Source organism: Formosa sp. Hel1_33_131, from assembly GCF_001735745.1.
Classification (GTDB): domain Bacteria; phylum Bacteroidota; class Bacteroidia; order Flavobacteriales; family Flavobacteriaceae; genus Hel1-33-131.
Map to the genome: position 1 here is coordinate 1756171 of NZ_CP017260.1, position 14953 is coordinate 1771123.

The window sequence follows — 14953 nt, forward strand, 5'->3', positions numbered from 1 at the left end:
ATAATCCTACTTGTGTTATACGTGCTAGACTCTTGTGTTAGATAAAATACGAATTATCCAAAGACTTTAACCTTCATTAATTTCTCTTCTTCAACGTTTAATAAAAGTGGATTGATGTAGTGGTTTTCTAATACCTTCATTGAAGTGTGAGATGACAATAATCTGGTATCACTTCCCATGGTATGAAATACCCAAGTAAGGTATGTTTTTCTCAGATGTTTTAGAGTAAAAGGAGTTTCGATACCTGCAGATTTTCTAAAATGGGTGAACGATCGAGAAACTTTCTCCATGATGGTATTAATTGTGTACGTATTCTCAGGATCGATGAGTTTGACATTTTTACCTTTCATTTGATCATATCCCATTTCTTTTAAAAGTTTCAATAGATCTTCATTAATAGGGGAGTACTTCTTTGGAGTATTCTTATTCCCTAATCGTTCAACCTTCAGGTTTCTAAATTGAAAGAATAGCACTCCGTTATTGCCTTGGATAATATCACTCCATTTTAGACTGAGTACTTCCTCTCTACGTCCACCAACAAGTAGAAAGAGTTTAAATGCGTTAGTCATCCAAGTAGCATACACGTAATCTCTTCTTCCATTGGTTCTTGTTTGTTGAAATGAAGACTTTGATTCTACCGCTGCTATAATTTTCTCAAACTCATCTTTGGTTAAAATCAAATTATCACCTGTAAGCACTTGTTTTCTAACACAATTTTTAAATGGATTCTTGATGTCTAACTCTTCGATTTCGATCAAGAACTTATAGAAAGAAGTTATGCTCGTTAAAACCTTGTTGAAGGTTTTGGGGTGAGGGTATTTAATCTCCAATTGTCTGTAGAAAATAGAAACATCATTATTTCTGACATTCCCCGGTTTCATCTTCCTGAGATTGTGGTTGTTTTTCAAAGATTTAGCAAAAAGCGTACAATACTTAATTAACTCCTTACGATGTTTATCTGATACCTCCTTTTTTAAATGTGCATATTGTGTATCTCCCTTAAGATATTGATCAAAATAAACGAGTGCTTCAGCAATATTCATTTTAGATCGATCAGGAACCGTTTCCTCCGCACCATTCTCGATTCTCCTTCTAAATTCAATACCCTCAACTACAGCATCAGCGTATACCTTTGATTTTAGGAGTTTACTTCGGTGTTTACCAGTAACTCGATCAATAAAACACATCCGGAACACATGGTGGTCGTTGTGACGACAACCCCTGTTATTTTGTCTACATTTTTTACAGTAGATTTTGATTCCCGAATGTGAATTATTTGGTAATTTCATTATTGATAAAGTTCTTGAAAGATGGATTCATGCTCCTTATTAGAGCTAATGTCCAGATTAAAATGGTAAGGCACAAATCCAGTGTCAAATTCCAAACAATCATGGTAGAGGAGTTGATGTAGTTCTTTCTGATCACCATAGATTGATTCTAAACGTGGTTTCCATGAATTTGGATATCTTTTTACTAAATCTTCAGCAAAAGGTCTCCAGACCTCTTGTTCGACCTGTATCCGAAAAACATATTCCCTTCCATCTTTGTGGATGTGGATGTGATGATCCCTAAGCCACTTTTTGATCGAACGGTTGTCCTTTCGATTTATATATTGACCAACTTGATGTAGGTTTATGCGATTAGTAGAGTTATTATTCATTGCCTTAAAATTATTTTGATGATATCGTTTATTTATTTGAATTAATTGACTCTACTATTTTTGCTGCTGCTTCATCCAATGATGGAAAAGGATCCTCCAATTCTTTGAATTTGATTCCAGGTGTTAATCCCGTTTGTTTACTTATAGAATCAGTTAACAGATATTGTACCTCATACATCTTCTCTTTTTGACACAATACGCTATCGTGAATGGTGATGTATGGGATATTATTTTTACTCAGTTCCAAACAACCATGCCTCAAAAATAAATAGGACTCACATCGTTGGATTAGATATGAAAATGGACTTTTTAAATGATTTACATTGGACATGAATTGAATGAGTTTACTTACATCCTTAAATTTTCTTTCCATGTGTTTAATGAGTTCTACATTGACCCTCCTATTTTTGTCTGAAAAATTAATGTAGAGTTGAAATTGATCTTTTACCTTCTCACGGGTCATCCCAATATCATCACCAATGGTTTTATAGATGTCATCTTTAAAGCTTAATGCCCGATATTTTTGGATTCCTCTCTTTCTCCAAAACCTGCCACACATATATGATATGAATGTATCCAGTATAGGATATTTTATATTAGTTAATACATTACCTTGATATGTAATATATTCTATGTAGTTATTATTAATAACATTAGACTCTATAACCATATGTCCAGTAAATTTTTCTAAAAAATCTTGATACTCCATAGAATCACATGAATACTTAAAGGATTTGTAATATTGGGGGAAAATTGAATAGAGATTATATCCACCTTTGGTCTCAGTGAAAAATTTTTCTGTGAGAATGGTGGCAAGGGTAAATGGATGTGATGTAGTTATATCTACTTCAACCATCTGTTTTCCATTTGTCCTTAAAAAATATCGTAATTCCCTCTTAATAGAAGTGAATACCGAATTGACTCTATGATTACTTTTAGATACAGAATAATTAAATTCCTCTTTTTCGATGTTCTCAATTACTTTATGTGATTTTTTGAAGTATTTCTTTACCTGTGTTTTATTTTCCTTTACCACCTTTGACAATACCCTTTTTTTCAATTCTTTCAGGTAATTTTCAGCAGCTGCTGCATCTATGGTAATTTGAGATTGATCCATAGCCTCTTTGATGTGAATGTATCTGTCATCAAAACATTTCATGTCCAATTCCCATTCATTTTTAAGTTTTTCTTTTCGAGTGTCATACTTACCGTCAATTTCAACTTCAACAAAATCATTCCCCTCAAGCACCCATTGATTGAGTTTATATCCAGTGTGTTTAACACCAGGGATAGTTAAGTTATCTGATAGGACAATGGGACCATTTTCGGTCACATTTGAGTCCATTAGGATGGTTTTAACCTCATTAAATCTATTACGAGTCATTCTGTTTACAACTTTACTTGAAAGAGGTTTAAAACCCCTCAAATATTGATAGTCTTTTGAATTGTATATTGGGGGTGTTATACACGATAAGACATAATAAGCAGCGTCACAAATGGATTTCTTGCGCTGTGATCTTCCCGTTACGTATTGACTAAAATCCACTTGATTGATCGACATTGGAATATTAACTTTCATATTCTTGTGGTGTTATGCCGCAGCGGTTAATCGATCCTCACTCTCAATGATGAGTGCTTGTTGTAATTCAGATTCAGTTCTTTCTCCTAATACCATATTCATTCTCTTATTACAGAATTCAACTGATACAGGGTCGATGTCAACTCCAATTGCGTTACATCCGTTACGGGCAAAAACCTCAAGTCCCTGACCCGCACCACAAAAAATATCAATACAAGTCATTCCTGGCAAAGTGTATGATTCTACAAATTGTTGATATACATCCATAGGTGCTGGTGCATCGTGGGTGAAATCAGGGTCGTATTTTTTGTATTCGGAATCGTTAACTACAGGAGTAATAATGACATTTGAGACAACAGTTTCTTCTGCTTGAACAAAAAATCTATTTGTTCCATCTTTTGCTTTGTGACTTTTCTTAACCATTTTTTTCCCTTCCTTTGTCTTTTTCATTTTGGGATTGAAATTCACTTTCGCACCTTTCATTTTACACACCAATATCGTCTCATCCACTGGTCTGAAAAAGTCTTTTAGTATTACAGGAGTTGAGTTGCTTTTGATCCAAGGACTTTTTCCAATGATTTCAACTCCTGATTCAAGTAACATCATTTCGTAACGGGTAATTACACTTTTATAACCACCCGAATATGACTCCCCAATTATAATAACGATAACTCCATTTTCATCCATAATGTCGATTAGTGCTTCAATGAATTTTTTACTGTTATCAATGTACTCTTCTACTGTAGCTTCCTGACCATATTTCATTTCACCTTGGTTTCGATATTTTTTCATCGTCCTATACGTTGGGGAGAACATTGCGATATGAGGTCGATACTTTTTAAGATTTGATAAGTCCACGCTACTTTGATTAAACACCTTAAACCAAACATCTTTATTTACTGCTTCGGCTTTGATTTTCTCTTTAGTACGCTTTTTGTCGTCTTTATCTCTGCTACTCATCATTAATTTGTATGCTGCATCAATTTTGTACGTGCCGTTATCAATACCATCAATTAAACCAAGGCTATTATCGGTTTTTTCGTAATCATACACAGACATTAACTTGCGTAATGTTCTACTTGAAAAATTAAGTCCTGAAAGCATACAAGCAATTTCAAATCTGTTCTTACCTGCGGTCCCAAATTCGTTTTCATTATCCAATTTATCCATTCCAAGCAAGTCATTTCTTTTGCCTTGGTTAGTGCCTATTAGCCCTAAGATATGTTCAATGTTGAAACATTTTTCAGATAGGTGCACCTTCGTCTTTAAATTATAAGTAATACGAGTATTTAATATTTCTGAATCAGGAATGTCAAGTACAATACAATCGAGAGATTCAAAATTTCCAGCTTCAATAGCGGAATAATAGCGATGACCGCCGTCAATAATGTAATAGATACCATCCCTCAATACAACAATCACCGCTGTCTTTTTAGGAAAGTGTTTCATTGAGAATGTAATGAATGGGTTGGGTTGGTATTTTTTGATTTTCAATACCAACGGGTGAATTCGTATTTCACTTAATTTTACTCTTGTTGTTTCCATTTTTTATTTATTTTAAGTTAAAAAGTTATGTCTTTTTTGTTTGGATAAGAATATTTTATCCAATAATTTTTGTTAAAAAAAATGGAGTTTTACGTCCATTTTGTATCTATAAAGAACTTTTAATTAAAAGTTAACTATCACTCTATTCCCATCCAAATCAATTCCTGTTTCACCATCAGCTCCAAGATATTCGATACAGTACTGGTCCCACATCAAATAAAGGATATGTTTTTCTATTTCTTCTAACTGATGTAATGGTATATTGCCATTGACTAATACCTTATTCTCAGGTCCAATATTTCTTGAAAACCAACGCACTTTTTTTCCAAAGTGGTCAATCCAAAATGCTCTCATTACAATATACTTTACACCAGATTTCTTATTTTTATTTAGTGTCTTATAGAGTCTTACATTGAAAATCAATAATAGTTTTTCAATTCGAATTTTATATTGGTCAATTAAATTATACAAATTGATTGGTGCAAGTTTATTGCCATCTTTATCAGTAATATCTTCTGTGGTAGACAATAAGTTTTTGAATTCTGCCTTAACCTCCTCGAACTCCAAGTTAACCTCGTCCCAAAAATCACTATTTTGTTTGTTCTTTGGTTTATGATCATCGATCCAATCCTCAAACTTGAATATATAATTCCAATTTTTATTGTAAAAGTCGTTTTTCATTTGTGTCTTTATATTTTGTGGCACAAATATAGACACAATTATTTTATGCACAAAATTTTTTTTCAACTTTTTGCAATTTCGGCAAGAAGTAAATTATTTACGGTGGTAAAACTCAACTACACCCCCCTACAAAAAATAATTTATGACTCCATGTCTTTTTCAGTTGTATGACATATTTATAGGGAAACACTTGTATGAAAGATAAAAAATCTAAAAGGGTAATCGTTCGGATAACTGAGAATCAGTTCAAAAATTTGATGGATTGTGTGATCAACGAAAATAAAAGTAGATATACAGCTTCTGATCTAATCAGAGAATCTGTAATCGAAAAATTAAATAAAATAAAAGAAGATGCTAACAGGAAGAAATAATTTAGATTATGAATATTTCAATCGATATTTAAAGAATTGTGGATATAACGACATAAGCGAAATGGAGTTATTAAATGATTTTTTTAAAGAACGATTAAATATTCCTCAAGAACATGAATTAGACCCTGAAAAGGTAATTTTCTTGAATGAATTGGTAAGTTTTTGTCGTAAAAAATAATCAAGTTAAAAACCTTAAAATACCAACTGGCGCAGAAAACAATTCTCGATTTCATCTGTTGAATCCCTGATTTTGATCAATGTATTACATTAAATTATTATCGGCACGATTGGTTGGAATATTGAGCCATTTGTGAAATAAGGACCGTTTTTATTTATTTTTCAAATACAGTTTTGTAAGTGTTTCCCCCATTGTGTTACATAGAATTTCCTGTGGGTGGTGCGCCAATGAGAATTGTTCCAATTGATCCTGATAGAGTTTAGATTTAGTTTCTGATGTAATTAGGTAGTAATGGAAATATTCATGGATAACGGTATTGATGAGTTCTCGTCGTATTAGATTGTTATCCCTGTATATTGTAATTGTATTGTTATAGAAACAATACTCTCCCGCAAGATGAGATTTACCTTCAACTAAAGTCAGTAGTGGTTTTTGTTTACGTATTGGATAAAGATGAAGGCACCAGCTTAATACATCGTCTGCCAAATGCAATTGACAGTCTTCACCATCAGGTTTTATAAATCTAATTATTTTACAAATCAGATTCAATAAGAACAACACTCCAACTATAATGAAATACCATTTAAAAAAAGTATCCACTACAGAATCCTTTTTACTTTCATTACAGTATTGGTGGACTTATTTGTTATTGCACTAATATTTCGGATTGACAGCCCTCTATTTATTAACCGAACAACATCCGAGTGACGATTTAATACTTTTTCATCACTATCAATATCTCCTTTTTTTCTTCCTACACTTTTCTTTCCATTTTTCTTGATATGATTGCGGTAACCTGACTGTAATCGAGATAGCGTCATCTTACTTTCCATATTTGCAACGCTGAACAATATTTGGACCATAAACATTGATAAACTATTTGGTGTCTTATCCTCGTTGAGCGTCTCAAGATTAAAATTCTTTATATAAAGTCCGACTTTTAAATCATGTAGGAGTTGTATGTTTTGAAGGGACTGAAGTACCGACCTTCCTATTCGACTTAACTCCCAAACTAATATTTTATCAATTGATCCCTCTTTCGCCAGTTCCAACATCTTGGAAAAAACTGGTCTTTGATCGTTCTTTTTGAATCCACTTACCTTTTCTTCAAAAACTTCAACTACCTCATAGTTCATTCTCTTAGCATATTGTTGCAGTTCCTTTGTTTGTCTCTCTGTGTCCTGTCTTTCTGACTCTGAACTAACTCTTGAGTAAATTACAGTCTTAATCATATGTATCAATTTAATCCTTTGGGTTTCTGTGATGCTATGATACAGCGGATTAATGGGGTACCGGAATAATAAATGCTAAATTTTTGCTACAATAATTGTTTTGAGACACTTTTTGTGTGCGGATAATATTTCGTGAAGGATCACCGTCACGGGTTGATCATAATCGTTGTTATCCGCACACCCAAACGGTACTTGATCTACTCGACGGTCCACAGGTGGGATTATTATCCACACACCTACTATACTACCCCATGGCGGTCCCCCCTGCAGGACTTCCTGCAGCCAAGCCCCCTCTTAAAAATGGGTATTTCGACTTTGCCACAGGGGGCTCAGTACTTCGAATGAAATTTTTTTCCAAAAAAATGGGTTAGGGGGGGTTACTTCATAAATAAAATTTTCAGATTTTTTTCAGAAAATTGACCTTTTATACTTTAAGTAGTTTCTCCATAATTTTGACCATCGCGAAGGTGTCTAACTTACAGTACTCCAGGAGTTGTCTCCTTGTTTCTTCTGCATCACCCTGAAATGTTCCATTTACCATAGAAAGAAAAGTATTGGATGCAGTGTTTATACTATTATAGTGTAGCCGTTTTTTAATTAAAAGACTTCGTTCAAACACCCTCAAAGATTAAGAGAAGATCTCCCAGTGATTATAAGACCAGTCCAAAATAGTATTGAAAAAAAGTTTAATGCATCTTTATAGTCTATTTCATTATATTTGAATTAAAATAAACGAGAACAAAGATCCTGTTATCCGGAAACACAGATCTATAAACAGGCCGTTTGTTCTACATATAACGAGTTGTGCATAATGCAGAAACCGAATTAAGAAAAAACTTTGCACATTGCATTGAAAATTATCTATCTTTGTGATAATGAAATTTACTACTATCATATTATCATTATTAATACTTGCTTTGTCAATGAAACCTTGTTCTGACGGAAATAATGCCGAAGACAAACACCAAGACGAAATAAGTGCTAATCATAATCACCAAAATGATAGTGATGATACTTGTCCTGTAACTTGTATTTGCAATTGTTGCGGAACATCTATTACTTATCAAGTAATTAAAACTCTTGATTTGGGATTAAAAAACCGAATTTCTACAGAAATATTATTTGTTTATCAATCAACATACAGATTTGATTTTCACTCAAATATTTGGCAACCGCCACAATTGATTAGTTAAATTTTAGACTCAAAGTCAAAAAAATTAAATTAATCAATTTTTACATTTTCAATGAATAAATATATATTGAGCATAATGCTCACAGTTATTACCTGCTTTTCAATAAAAGCACAAACATCTTATTTAAAAATAAAAGTAATTTCAGAATCCGAAAACGAGCCTTTATTTGGCGCAACAGTTTATTTTGAGGAGTTAGAAAAAGGAGCAGTAACCGACTTTGATGGAATTGTAACTTTTACCAAAATTCCAAACGGAAAACATATCGCAATAATTTCTTATTTAGGTTTTGAAACTCTCAAAACAACTATTCAAGCACCAATAAATTCAACTTTAATTTTCAAATTAAAAAATAGTGGAAACCAATTAGACGAAATTGTGTTACAATCTTCACGAAGCACAAGAACAGTTAAGAAAATTCCCACAAGAATAGAGTTTATTGGCACAGAAGAATTGGGAGAAAAAGCAATTATGAACCCAACAAACATTTCGATGGTTCTTCGTGAAAGTACAGGAATACAAATGCAACAAACTTCTTTAAGTAGTGGAAATACAAATATCAGAATTCAAGGACTTGACGGACGCTATACGCAACTTTTAAGAGATGGATTTCCACTTTATGGCGGTTTTTCAAGTGGCTTGAGCATATTACAAATTCCACCATTAGATTTACAACAATTTGAAATTATTAAAGGAAGTTCATCAACACTTTATGGTGGTGGAGCAATTGCAGGTTTAATAAATATGGTTTCAAAAACACCAGATGAAGAACCAGCTTTGGATATTATGCTAACACAAACCCAAGCATTAGGAAGTACAGCAAATGTATTCTACAGCAAACGAAATGAGAAATTTGGTGTTTCACTTTACGCTTCTGGTCATTCTCAAAAAGTTTACGACCCAGAAAATGATGGTTTTAGTAATTTACCAAAAACTACATCAATTTCATTCAACCCAAAATTCTTTTATTATCCATCAGAAAAAACAACGTTTTGGTTTGGTTTAAATGGAACTTACGATGACAGAATTGGTGGAGATGTAACAAAAATTGAAAGCGGAGAAAATGGAATTCATCAATATACAGAAGAAAACATATCAAAAAGAGTAAGCAGTCAAGCAGTTTATAAAACGCAAATAGATTCAATAAGCTCATTAAATATAAAAAATAGTATTTCATTTTTCGATAGAAATCTTACTATTCCAGGTTTTAGTTTTGATGGTAAACAATTCAATACGTTTACAGAAGTTACCTATAAAAAAACTTCTTTAAAAACAGATTGGATTTTTGGAGCAAACTTATACACTTCAAACTTTGATGAAAATAATAATGCAACTTTACAACGTGACCAAACAGATATAACTTATGGAATGTTTGCAAACAGCATTCTTGATATTTCAGATAATTGGATTTTAGAAACTGGATTGCGAGCAGATTACAATACTGATTTCGGTATTTTTCCACTTCCAAAAATTTCTTTGCTTTATAAAAATGATAGCGGATTTTCATGCAGAATTGGTGGTGGTTTAGGCTACAAAATTCCAGATATTTTTACAGAAGAGGCTGAATTTATCAATTTTGAAAATGTAATTGGCATTGATAAATCTTCATTAAAAGCAGAACGTTCTTATGGTGTAAATCTTGATTTCAATTATCAAACACGTTTATTTGAAACCATTGGTTTTTCCATTAATCAACTTTTTTATGTTACAGCGATTAATAACGGATTGTTATTAAATAGTACAAATAACGGTTTGTTTGCATTTGAAAATGCAACTGACGAAATTTTAAGCAAAGGAGCAGAAACAAATATTAAGTTTACTTATAAAGATTTTAGATGGTTTTTAAATTATGCACTTATAGACACGAAACTGAACTATTTGGCAGGAAATCCACAAAAACCATTGACAGCAAAACATAACGCAGGAAGTGTATTAATGTACGAATCTGATAAATGGCGAATTGGTTACGAGACATTTTATACAGGAAAGCAGTTTTTATCAAACGGAACTGAAACGACAGATTTTGTCACAATGGGATTATTGTTAATGCGAAACTTTAAATTTGGTAGTGCTTTTGTGAATTTTGAAAATTTCACAGACAGACGACAAAGTAGGTTTTCGCCTTTGGTTTTACCACCACACGAAAATCCAGAATTTCCAGAAATTTATGCACCAACAGACGGCTTTATTTTTAGCGTAGGAATTATTATTAAACCATTTGGTAACGAAGAACATTAAAAATTATGCAAAAAATAGAACAATTTTTAGACTCAAAAAATATTAGAGTTACAGCAATGCGATTATTGATTTATAAGTTTCTTGCCGAAAAACAAGTTGCTGTAACATTAAGCGATATAGAAAATGCTTTCGAAAAAGCAGTCTAACTTACACTCGTTACTTAAGTATTTTAAAGGAAGGAGAATTGTATATCGTCCAAGTTAAGTGGATCGTCAAAAGAAGAAATTGAGCTGCAACTTCTGTCAATAGGGGGAGGGGAAATCAAAATTCAAACATCTCAACCTCCTTATTTTAATTTCTTAATTTTGACTCATGTCAAGCACTAATTCAAAAGATAAAGACAAACCTTCAAAAAGAATTGAATACCGAGGGAAAAATGTCCGAGTTTCAAGAACAGGAGGTGTTTCTGCAACGAAAACATTTAAGGGTGATGGAATTGGTGCTACCATAAACACCAAACACGGACTTCGTCTTCACAAACGATTATTTAAGGGTGCAAGAATGGGTTTCCAAAACGGTAACTTTCAGTTTATTGGGAGGTATAAAAGTGGCCCATTCAATTTCAATGTCTCAAAAAACGGATTAAGTACATCCTTAAAAAATAAACGAGGTTCCTATAACATCTTCAAACCCAATTATTCCAGTTTCAAATTAGGTGGTGTTCAAGTAAGAGGAAAAAACGCTGCTACTTTTCAAATGATCTACATGGTGATCATTCTCTTTGTTAATTTCATTAAAGTATTTTGGCACATTTTCATCTCTTTTTTGTGGTTTGGTTTTTTATCCATTAAATGGATTGTAGACTTTACAATTGGATTTTTCAAAGGTTTTAAAGAAATTGATTCTTAATAATTCAGAAATATTAATGATAACAAGTTTGATTGAAATTTACAAAAATAAATCTCGAGTCTGTGTTAGATTTTTGTGCTACAAAATCCTATGAATTACCATTAAATGCAGGTTTTGTGTTAGAACTAAAAACACCTTCCTTTTTTTAATTTATATTCAAATAAACCTTGTAGAACTTAAAAACTATCTTATATTTGCAGTCTAAATCGCGGGATAGAGCAGTAGGTAGCTCGTCGGGCTCATAACCCGAAGGTCACTGGTTCGAGTCCAGTTCCCGCTACAAAAGGCTAAAAAGCCATTAAGTCAATGATAATGCGGTTTCTGATTACTTGGAAACCGCATTTTTTATGCCTAGATTAGTCGATATTTTAAAAACGGTACACGGTACGGTACACGATTTTGACAAAGTGAAACCAAAGAGAAAATATTCAGAACCTAAGATTTACACTGGAGGTGTAGATGTTTCTAAATGGAATAAATTATCTAAAGAGGAACAAAAAAAAGCCTTGTCAAAACAATGGTACCTATATTATTCTTATCGTAATCCGGAAACAGGTAAGCTAGAAAGACAGGATAATATAAAGGATGGTAATTACTACAAGACTAAAGAGGAACGTTTAGAATTTTTAGAAACACTTAAAAGGAATTTATCTCGATTATTAAAACAAGGTTACAATCCTTTTGATGATACCAAAGATGTTGAAGAAATAATGTCAGTTGAGAATGCTATTGAATTTGCCTTAGATATTAAAAGAAAGACTACTGCAGAAAATTCATATATCAGATTTAAATCTAGAATTAATCGATTTAAGACATATTTATTTGAAAATGGATATTCGCATCGGTTTATGACCTCAGTCGATAAAAAAATAGTGATGAAGTACCTGAACCACGTTTTAGATACTTCCAGTCCAAGAAATAGAAATAATACTCGTACAGATATAAGTTCATTGTTTCAAGTGTTAGAAGATAACGATATCATTCCTTTAAATTTTGTTTCTAAAATCAATGTTTTAAAAGCACCACCAAAAAGGAATAAAACTTATTCGAATGATAAACTTGAACTCATCTATGAGTATTTAGCAGAAAAGGATCCTCAATTACTTCTTTTCATTAAGTTCGTTTCATATAATTTCTTGCGCCCTGTTGAAGTGTGTAGGCTACGAGTTGGTGATATTAATATAAAAGAAAAAACACTTACAGTAAAGGCTAAAAACAAACCATTAAAGCAAAAAATAATTCCTAAAATATTACTCGATCAGTTGCCTGACTTATCTGAATATAGTAAAGATGATTTTATTTTTTCTTATAGCCGTTCTCCTGGTAAATGGGATGCTACTGATGATAATAGAAGAGATCATTTTACTAAACGTTTCAAATCCTTAAAAGACTTTTTTTCAAAGAAGTCCAAAACAGATGATAAGTACTTTAAGCTTGGGATTGAGTATAATATTTATTCGTTTAGGCACACTTTTATAACCAAGCTATACCGTGAGATACGAAAAGAAATGACACCTTTTGAAACGAAAAGTAAGTTAATGTTAATTACTGGCCATAGCACTATGACAGCTCTTGAAAAGTATTTGCGTGATATTGATGCCGAATTACCTGAAGATTACTCTAATTTGATTAAATAAGTATGAATCTAAAATTAAGAGATAAAATTCGTAAAGCAATAGGCAAATTAAGAAATGAACGTTTTGAGAATTTTGCCAATGATATTCTGAGACGAGAGTATTTTCAATTTGGCACATTGGAAACTATGGTTAATAAGGAAGGTAACCAAAGAAAATCCAAACCAGATGCTCATATATTTTGGGAGAAAGAAAACAAGTATTTTATTTTCAATCATACTATTGAAGGAAAAAGCAAAATCATTAAGGACATTAACGATACTCTTAATGGAAAAATACCAACCAATTTAATTTACAAGTATGTTACCTGTACTAATCATCCAGTAGGAGAAGAAAGATATGAATACGAAAGTTTCGTTAAGGAGATTGGTTGTAAATACGAGGTATTATCGTTAGACCGACTAACAGACCTCTCTCTAAAATATAAAAACATCCTCATCAATCATTTAGGTATTGATTATCAAGAAGAAATTTCTTTTAAACTATTTGACTGCGGACACCGTATCAAATCTATAAGAGTAGAGCGTGAAATTTCAAAAAGTCAGTTTATAGAATTAGTTGATATTAAAAGCGAAAAAGAACTAGAGAATATTGAAAACAATGTTTTAGAGTGTTCAAGTGAACTTATTCTAGAGGTATCAAAACTTACTGATGTAAATATCGATTGGATAAAACACGGTACCGGAAAAAAGTATTCTAAGCTTTCTATATATGATTTATTCAATACTAATGTTTACGACCTTATTAAGCAAGGTAGATCAGTTCAGAAAGTGATTATTTGTGTTGAGCCTAACAATATGAATTTGTCATTCCTGTTCAAGTTTACAGATTATAAAATTGGCATTATTGCTAAATATTCTAATTATGCTTTTTGGAATCATGATGAATATTTTAGAGAGACTGGCTATGTTGTAGACCTTCTCAATGAATTGAAAAAGATTTACGACAAATACTCGCATAATGTTTATGGAAGAATAATAAGTGAAGAAGATTCTAAATTAATTCACACATATAATTGTTTTCCAAAAGCTATTGTAGACAAACTTCAAGATGATGGAAATTTCTTTGTTGAATCACTATTTGAAGATGAATTATCAGAGAAATCATATTACAGAAAATATCAATGGTTTATGGAGTTTCATAAACTATACAGAAGCCACATTCTAAATATTGAAGACTAACTAAAATATCTTTTTATGGACCTTTACGCCATAACTGATGTCTTTTGTAATCAAATTATATTGAGCGCCAACACCAAACCCAAAGTCGCCTTTATTGATATAGTTAATTGAAGCCTCTACGCTTTCAATACCTCGAATAGGGCTTAAATTTACACCAGGAGAAAGATAGAACCCTGAGCCATACTTAACAATCTTTTTTTCAATAGTATTGGTAATAGTTTTTACATCAACTTCTGCAGTAACCTTATTTTGATATACGGTGCCATCTGAAAGTATCTCGCTATAAATCTTAGCATTCTCCAAATGAGTAGTGTCTTGATACTTATTTAAGTTTTTAACCAAATCTTCATCTCCTTTAGGAATGGGAGTATCTTTATAAACCGGAACTACTCGATCTTTGTAAATTATAGTAGGCTGTTGAATAGGCTGTTGTAATTGCAACTTATTATTAATAGCTTCTTCTACTACTTTTTTTATATCAATAGTAGTAGTTTCTTTTTCAGTTACGACCTCTCTTTCAGGTTTTAATAAAAACTGATATGTGCCAAATAAAATCAATGCAATAAGAGCGATATCCTTAACATCGATACTAAATTTCCTGTTTAGATTATTCAC

General features: G+C 32.2%; 12 protein-coding genes, 1 tRNA gene and 1 pseudogene. 8 read left to right on the top strand and 6 right to left on the bottom strand.

Features of this window, described 5'->3' with window-relative positions:
• Positions 1 to 53 precede the first annotated feature (53 nt).
• The 4 genes from FORMB_RS07920 to FORMB_RS07940 all read right to left on the bottom strand — a co-directional run bounded on the left by FORMB_RS07920 (position 54) and on the right by FORMB_RS07940 (position 5531).
• Positions 54 to 881: a tyrosine-type recombinase/integrase gene (locus FORMB_RS07920; RefSeq protein ID WP_197493454.1), complete on the bottom strand. Its 828-nt coding sequence runs from the start codon at positions 879 to 881 to the stop codon at positions 54 to 56.
• 807 nt (positions 882 to 1688) lie between these two features.
• Positions 1689 to 3239 (bottom strand): hypothetical protein, encoded by a 1551-nt coding sequence (locus FORMB_RS07930; protein ID WP_197493455.1) that lies wholly within the window; start codon positions 3237 to 3239, stop codon positions 1689 to 1691.
• 12 nt (positions 3240 to 3251) lie between these two features.
• Positions 3252 to 4784: a DNA methyltransferase gene (locus FORMB_RS07935; protein WP_069676944.1), complete on the bottom strand. Its 1533-nt coding sequence runs from the start codon at positions 4782 to 4784 to the stop codon at positions 3252 to 3254.
• Positions 4785 to 4907: 123 nt separating this feature from the next.
• Positions 4908 to 5531 carry a hypothetical protein gene (locus tag FORMB_RS07940; protein WP_157498102.1) on the bottom strand — a complete coding sequence of 208 codons (624 nt, stop codon included), beginning with the start codon at positions 5529 to 5531 and terminating at the stop codon, positions 4908 to 4910.
• 285 nt (positions 5532 to 5816) lie between these two features.
• Between FORMB_RS07940 and FORMB_RS13005 the strand changes: the two genes are divergently transcribed.
• A complete protein-coding gene (locus tag FORMB_RS13005) occupies positions 5817 to 6014 on the top strand; it encodes a hypothetical protein (protein WP_157498103.1) in 198 nt (65 codons plus the stop codon).
• Between the two features lie 599 nt (positions 6015 to 6613).
• Here the strand turns inward: FORMB_RS13005 and FORMB_RS07950 are convergent.
• Positions 6614 to 7246 carry a recombinase family protein gene (locus FORMB_RS07950; protein WP_069676947.1) on the bottom strand — a complete coding sequence of 211 codons (633 nt, stop codon included), beginning with the start codon at positions 7244 to 7246 and terminating at the stop codon, positions 6614 to 6616.
• Between the two features lie 875 nt (positions 7247 to 8121).
• On the opposite strand from FORMB_RS07950, the gene FORMB_RS07955 reads away from it, so the two are divergent.
• The 7 genes and pseudogenes from FORMB_RS07955 to FORMB_RS07985 all read left to right on the top strand — a co-directional run bounded on the left by FORMB_RS07955 (position 8122) and on the right by FORMB_RS07985 (position 14338).
• Positions 8122 to 8439 carry a DUF6660 family protein gene (locus tag FORMB_RS07955; RefSeq protein WP_069676948.1) on the top strand — a complete coding sequence of 106 codons (318 nt, stop codon included), beginning with the start codon at positions 8122 to 8124 and terminating at the stop codon, positions 8437 to 8439.
• A gap of 75 nt (positions 8440 to 8514) precedes the next feature.
• Positions 8515 to 10674, top strand: a complete 2160-nt coding sequence (locus FORMB_RS07960) for a TonB-dependent receptor (protein ID WP_231925527.1) — start codon at positions 8515 to 8517, stop codon at positions 10672 to 10674.
• Between the two features lie 5 nt (positions 10675 to 10679).
• Positions 10680 to 10814: pseudogene (locus FORMB_RS07965) on the top strand (transcriptional repressor); the annotation flags it as partial.
• 172 nt (positions 10815 to 10986) lie between these two features.
• Entirely contained in the window at positions 10987 to 11523 is a 537-nt protein-coding gene (locus FORMB_RS07970) for a hypothetical protein (RefSeq protein ID WP_069676950.1), read from the top strand.
• Between the two features lie 207 nt (positions 11524 to 11730).
• Positions 11731 to 11803, top strand: a tRNA-Met gene (locus tag FORMB_RS07975).
• 67 nt (positions 11804 to 11870) lie between these two features.
• Positions 11871 to 13160, top strand: a complete 1290-nt coding sequence (locus tag FORMB_RS07980) for a tyrosine-type recombinase/integrase (protein WP_069676951.1) — start codon at positions 11871 to 11873, stop codon at positions 13158 to 13160.
• A 2-nt stretch (positions 13161 to 13162) separates the two neighbouring features.
• Positions 13163 to 14338 (top strand): helix-turn-helix domain-containing protein, encoded by a 1176-nt coding sequence (locus FORMB_RS07985; protein ID WP_069676952.1) that lies wholly within the window; start codon positions 13163 to 13165, stop codon positions 14336 to 14338.
• On the opposite strand, the gene FORMB_RS07990 is transcribed toward FORMB_RS07985, so the two are convergent.
• On the bottom strand, positions 14339 to 14953 hold the full coding sequence (locus tag FORMB_RS07990; RefSeq protein WP_069676953.1) for a hypothetical protein: 615 nt from the start codon (positions 14951 to 14953) through the stop codon (positions 14339 to 14341).

Bases quoted from the DNA above. Each gene is read 5' to 3' on its own strand.
- FORMB_RS07920 (WP_197493454.1), bottom strand. From the start codon at position 881: ATGAAACCGGGGAATGTCAGAAATAATGATGTTTCTATTTTCTACAGA.
- FORMB_RS07930 (WP_197493455.1), bottom strand. From the start codon at position 3,239: ATGAAAGTTAATATTCCAATGTCGATCAATCAAGTGGATTTTAGTCAA.
- FORMB_RS07935 (WP_069676944.1), bottom strand. From the start codon at position 4,784: ATGGAAACAACAAGAGTAAAATTAAGTGAAATACGAATTCACCCGTTG.
- FORMB_RS13005 (WP_157498103.1), top strand. From the start codon at position 5,817: ATGCTAACAGGAAGAAATAATTTAGATTATGAATATTTCAATCGATAT.
- FORMB_RS07950 (WP_069676947.1), bottom strand. From the start codon at position 7,246: ATGATTAAGACTGTAATTTACTCAAGAGTTAGTTCAGAGTCAGAAAGA.
- FORMB_RS07955 (WP_069676948.1), top strand. From the start codon at position 8,122: ATGAAATTTACTACTATCATATTATCATTATTAATACTTGCTTTGTCA.
- FORMB_RS07960 (WP_231925527.1), top strand. From the start codon at position 8,515: ATGCTCACAGTTATTACCTGCTTTTCAATAAAAGCACAAACATCTTAT.
- FORMB_RS07970 (WP_069676950.1), top strand. From the start codon at position 10,987: ATGTCAAGCACTAATTCAAAAGATAAAGACAAACCTTCAAAAAGAATT.
- FORMB_RS07980 (WP_069676951.1), top strand. From the start codon at position 11,871: ATGCCTAGATTAGTCGATATTTTAAAAACGGTACACGGTACGGTACAC.
- FORMB_RS07985 (WP_069676952.1), top strand. From the start codon at position 13,163: ATGAATCTAAAATTAAGAGATAAAATTCGTAAAGCAATAGGCAAATTA.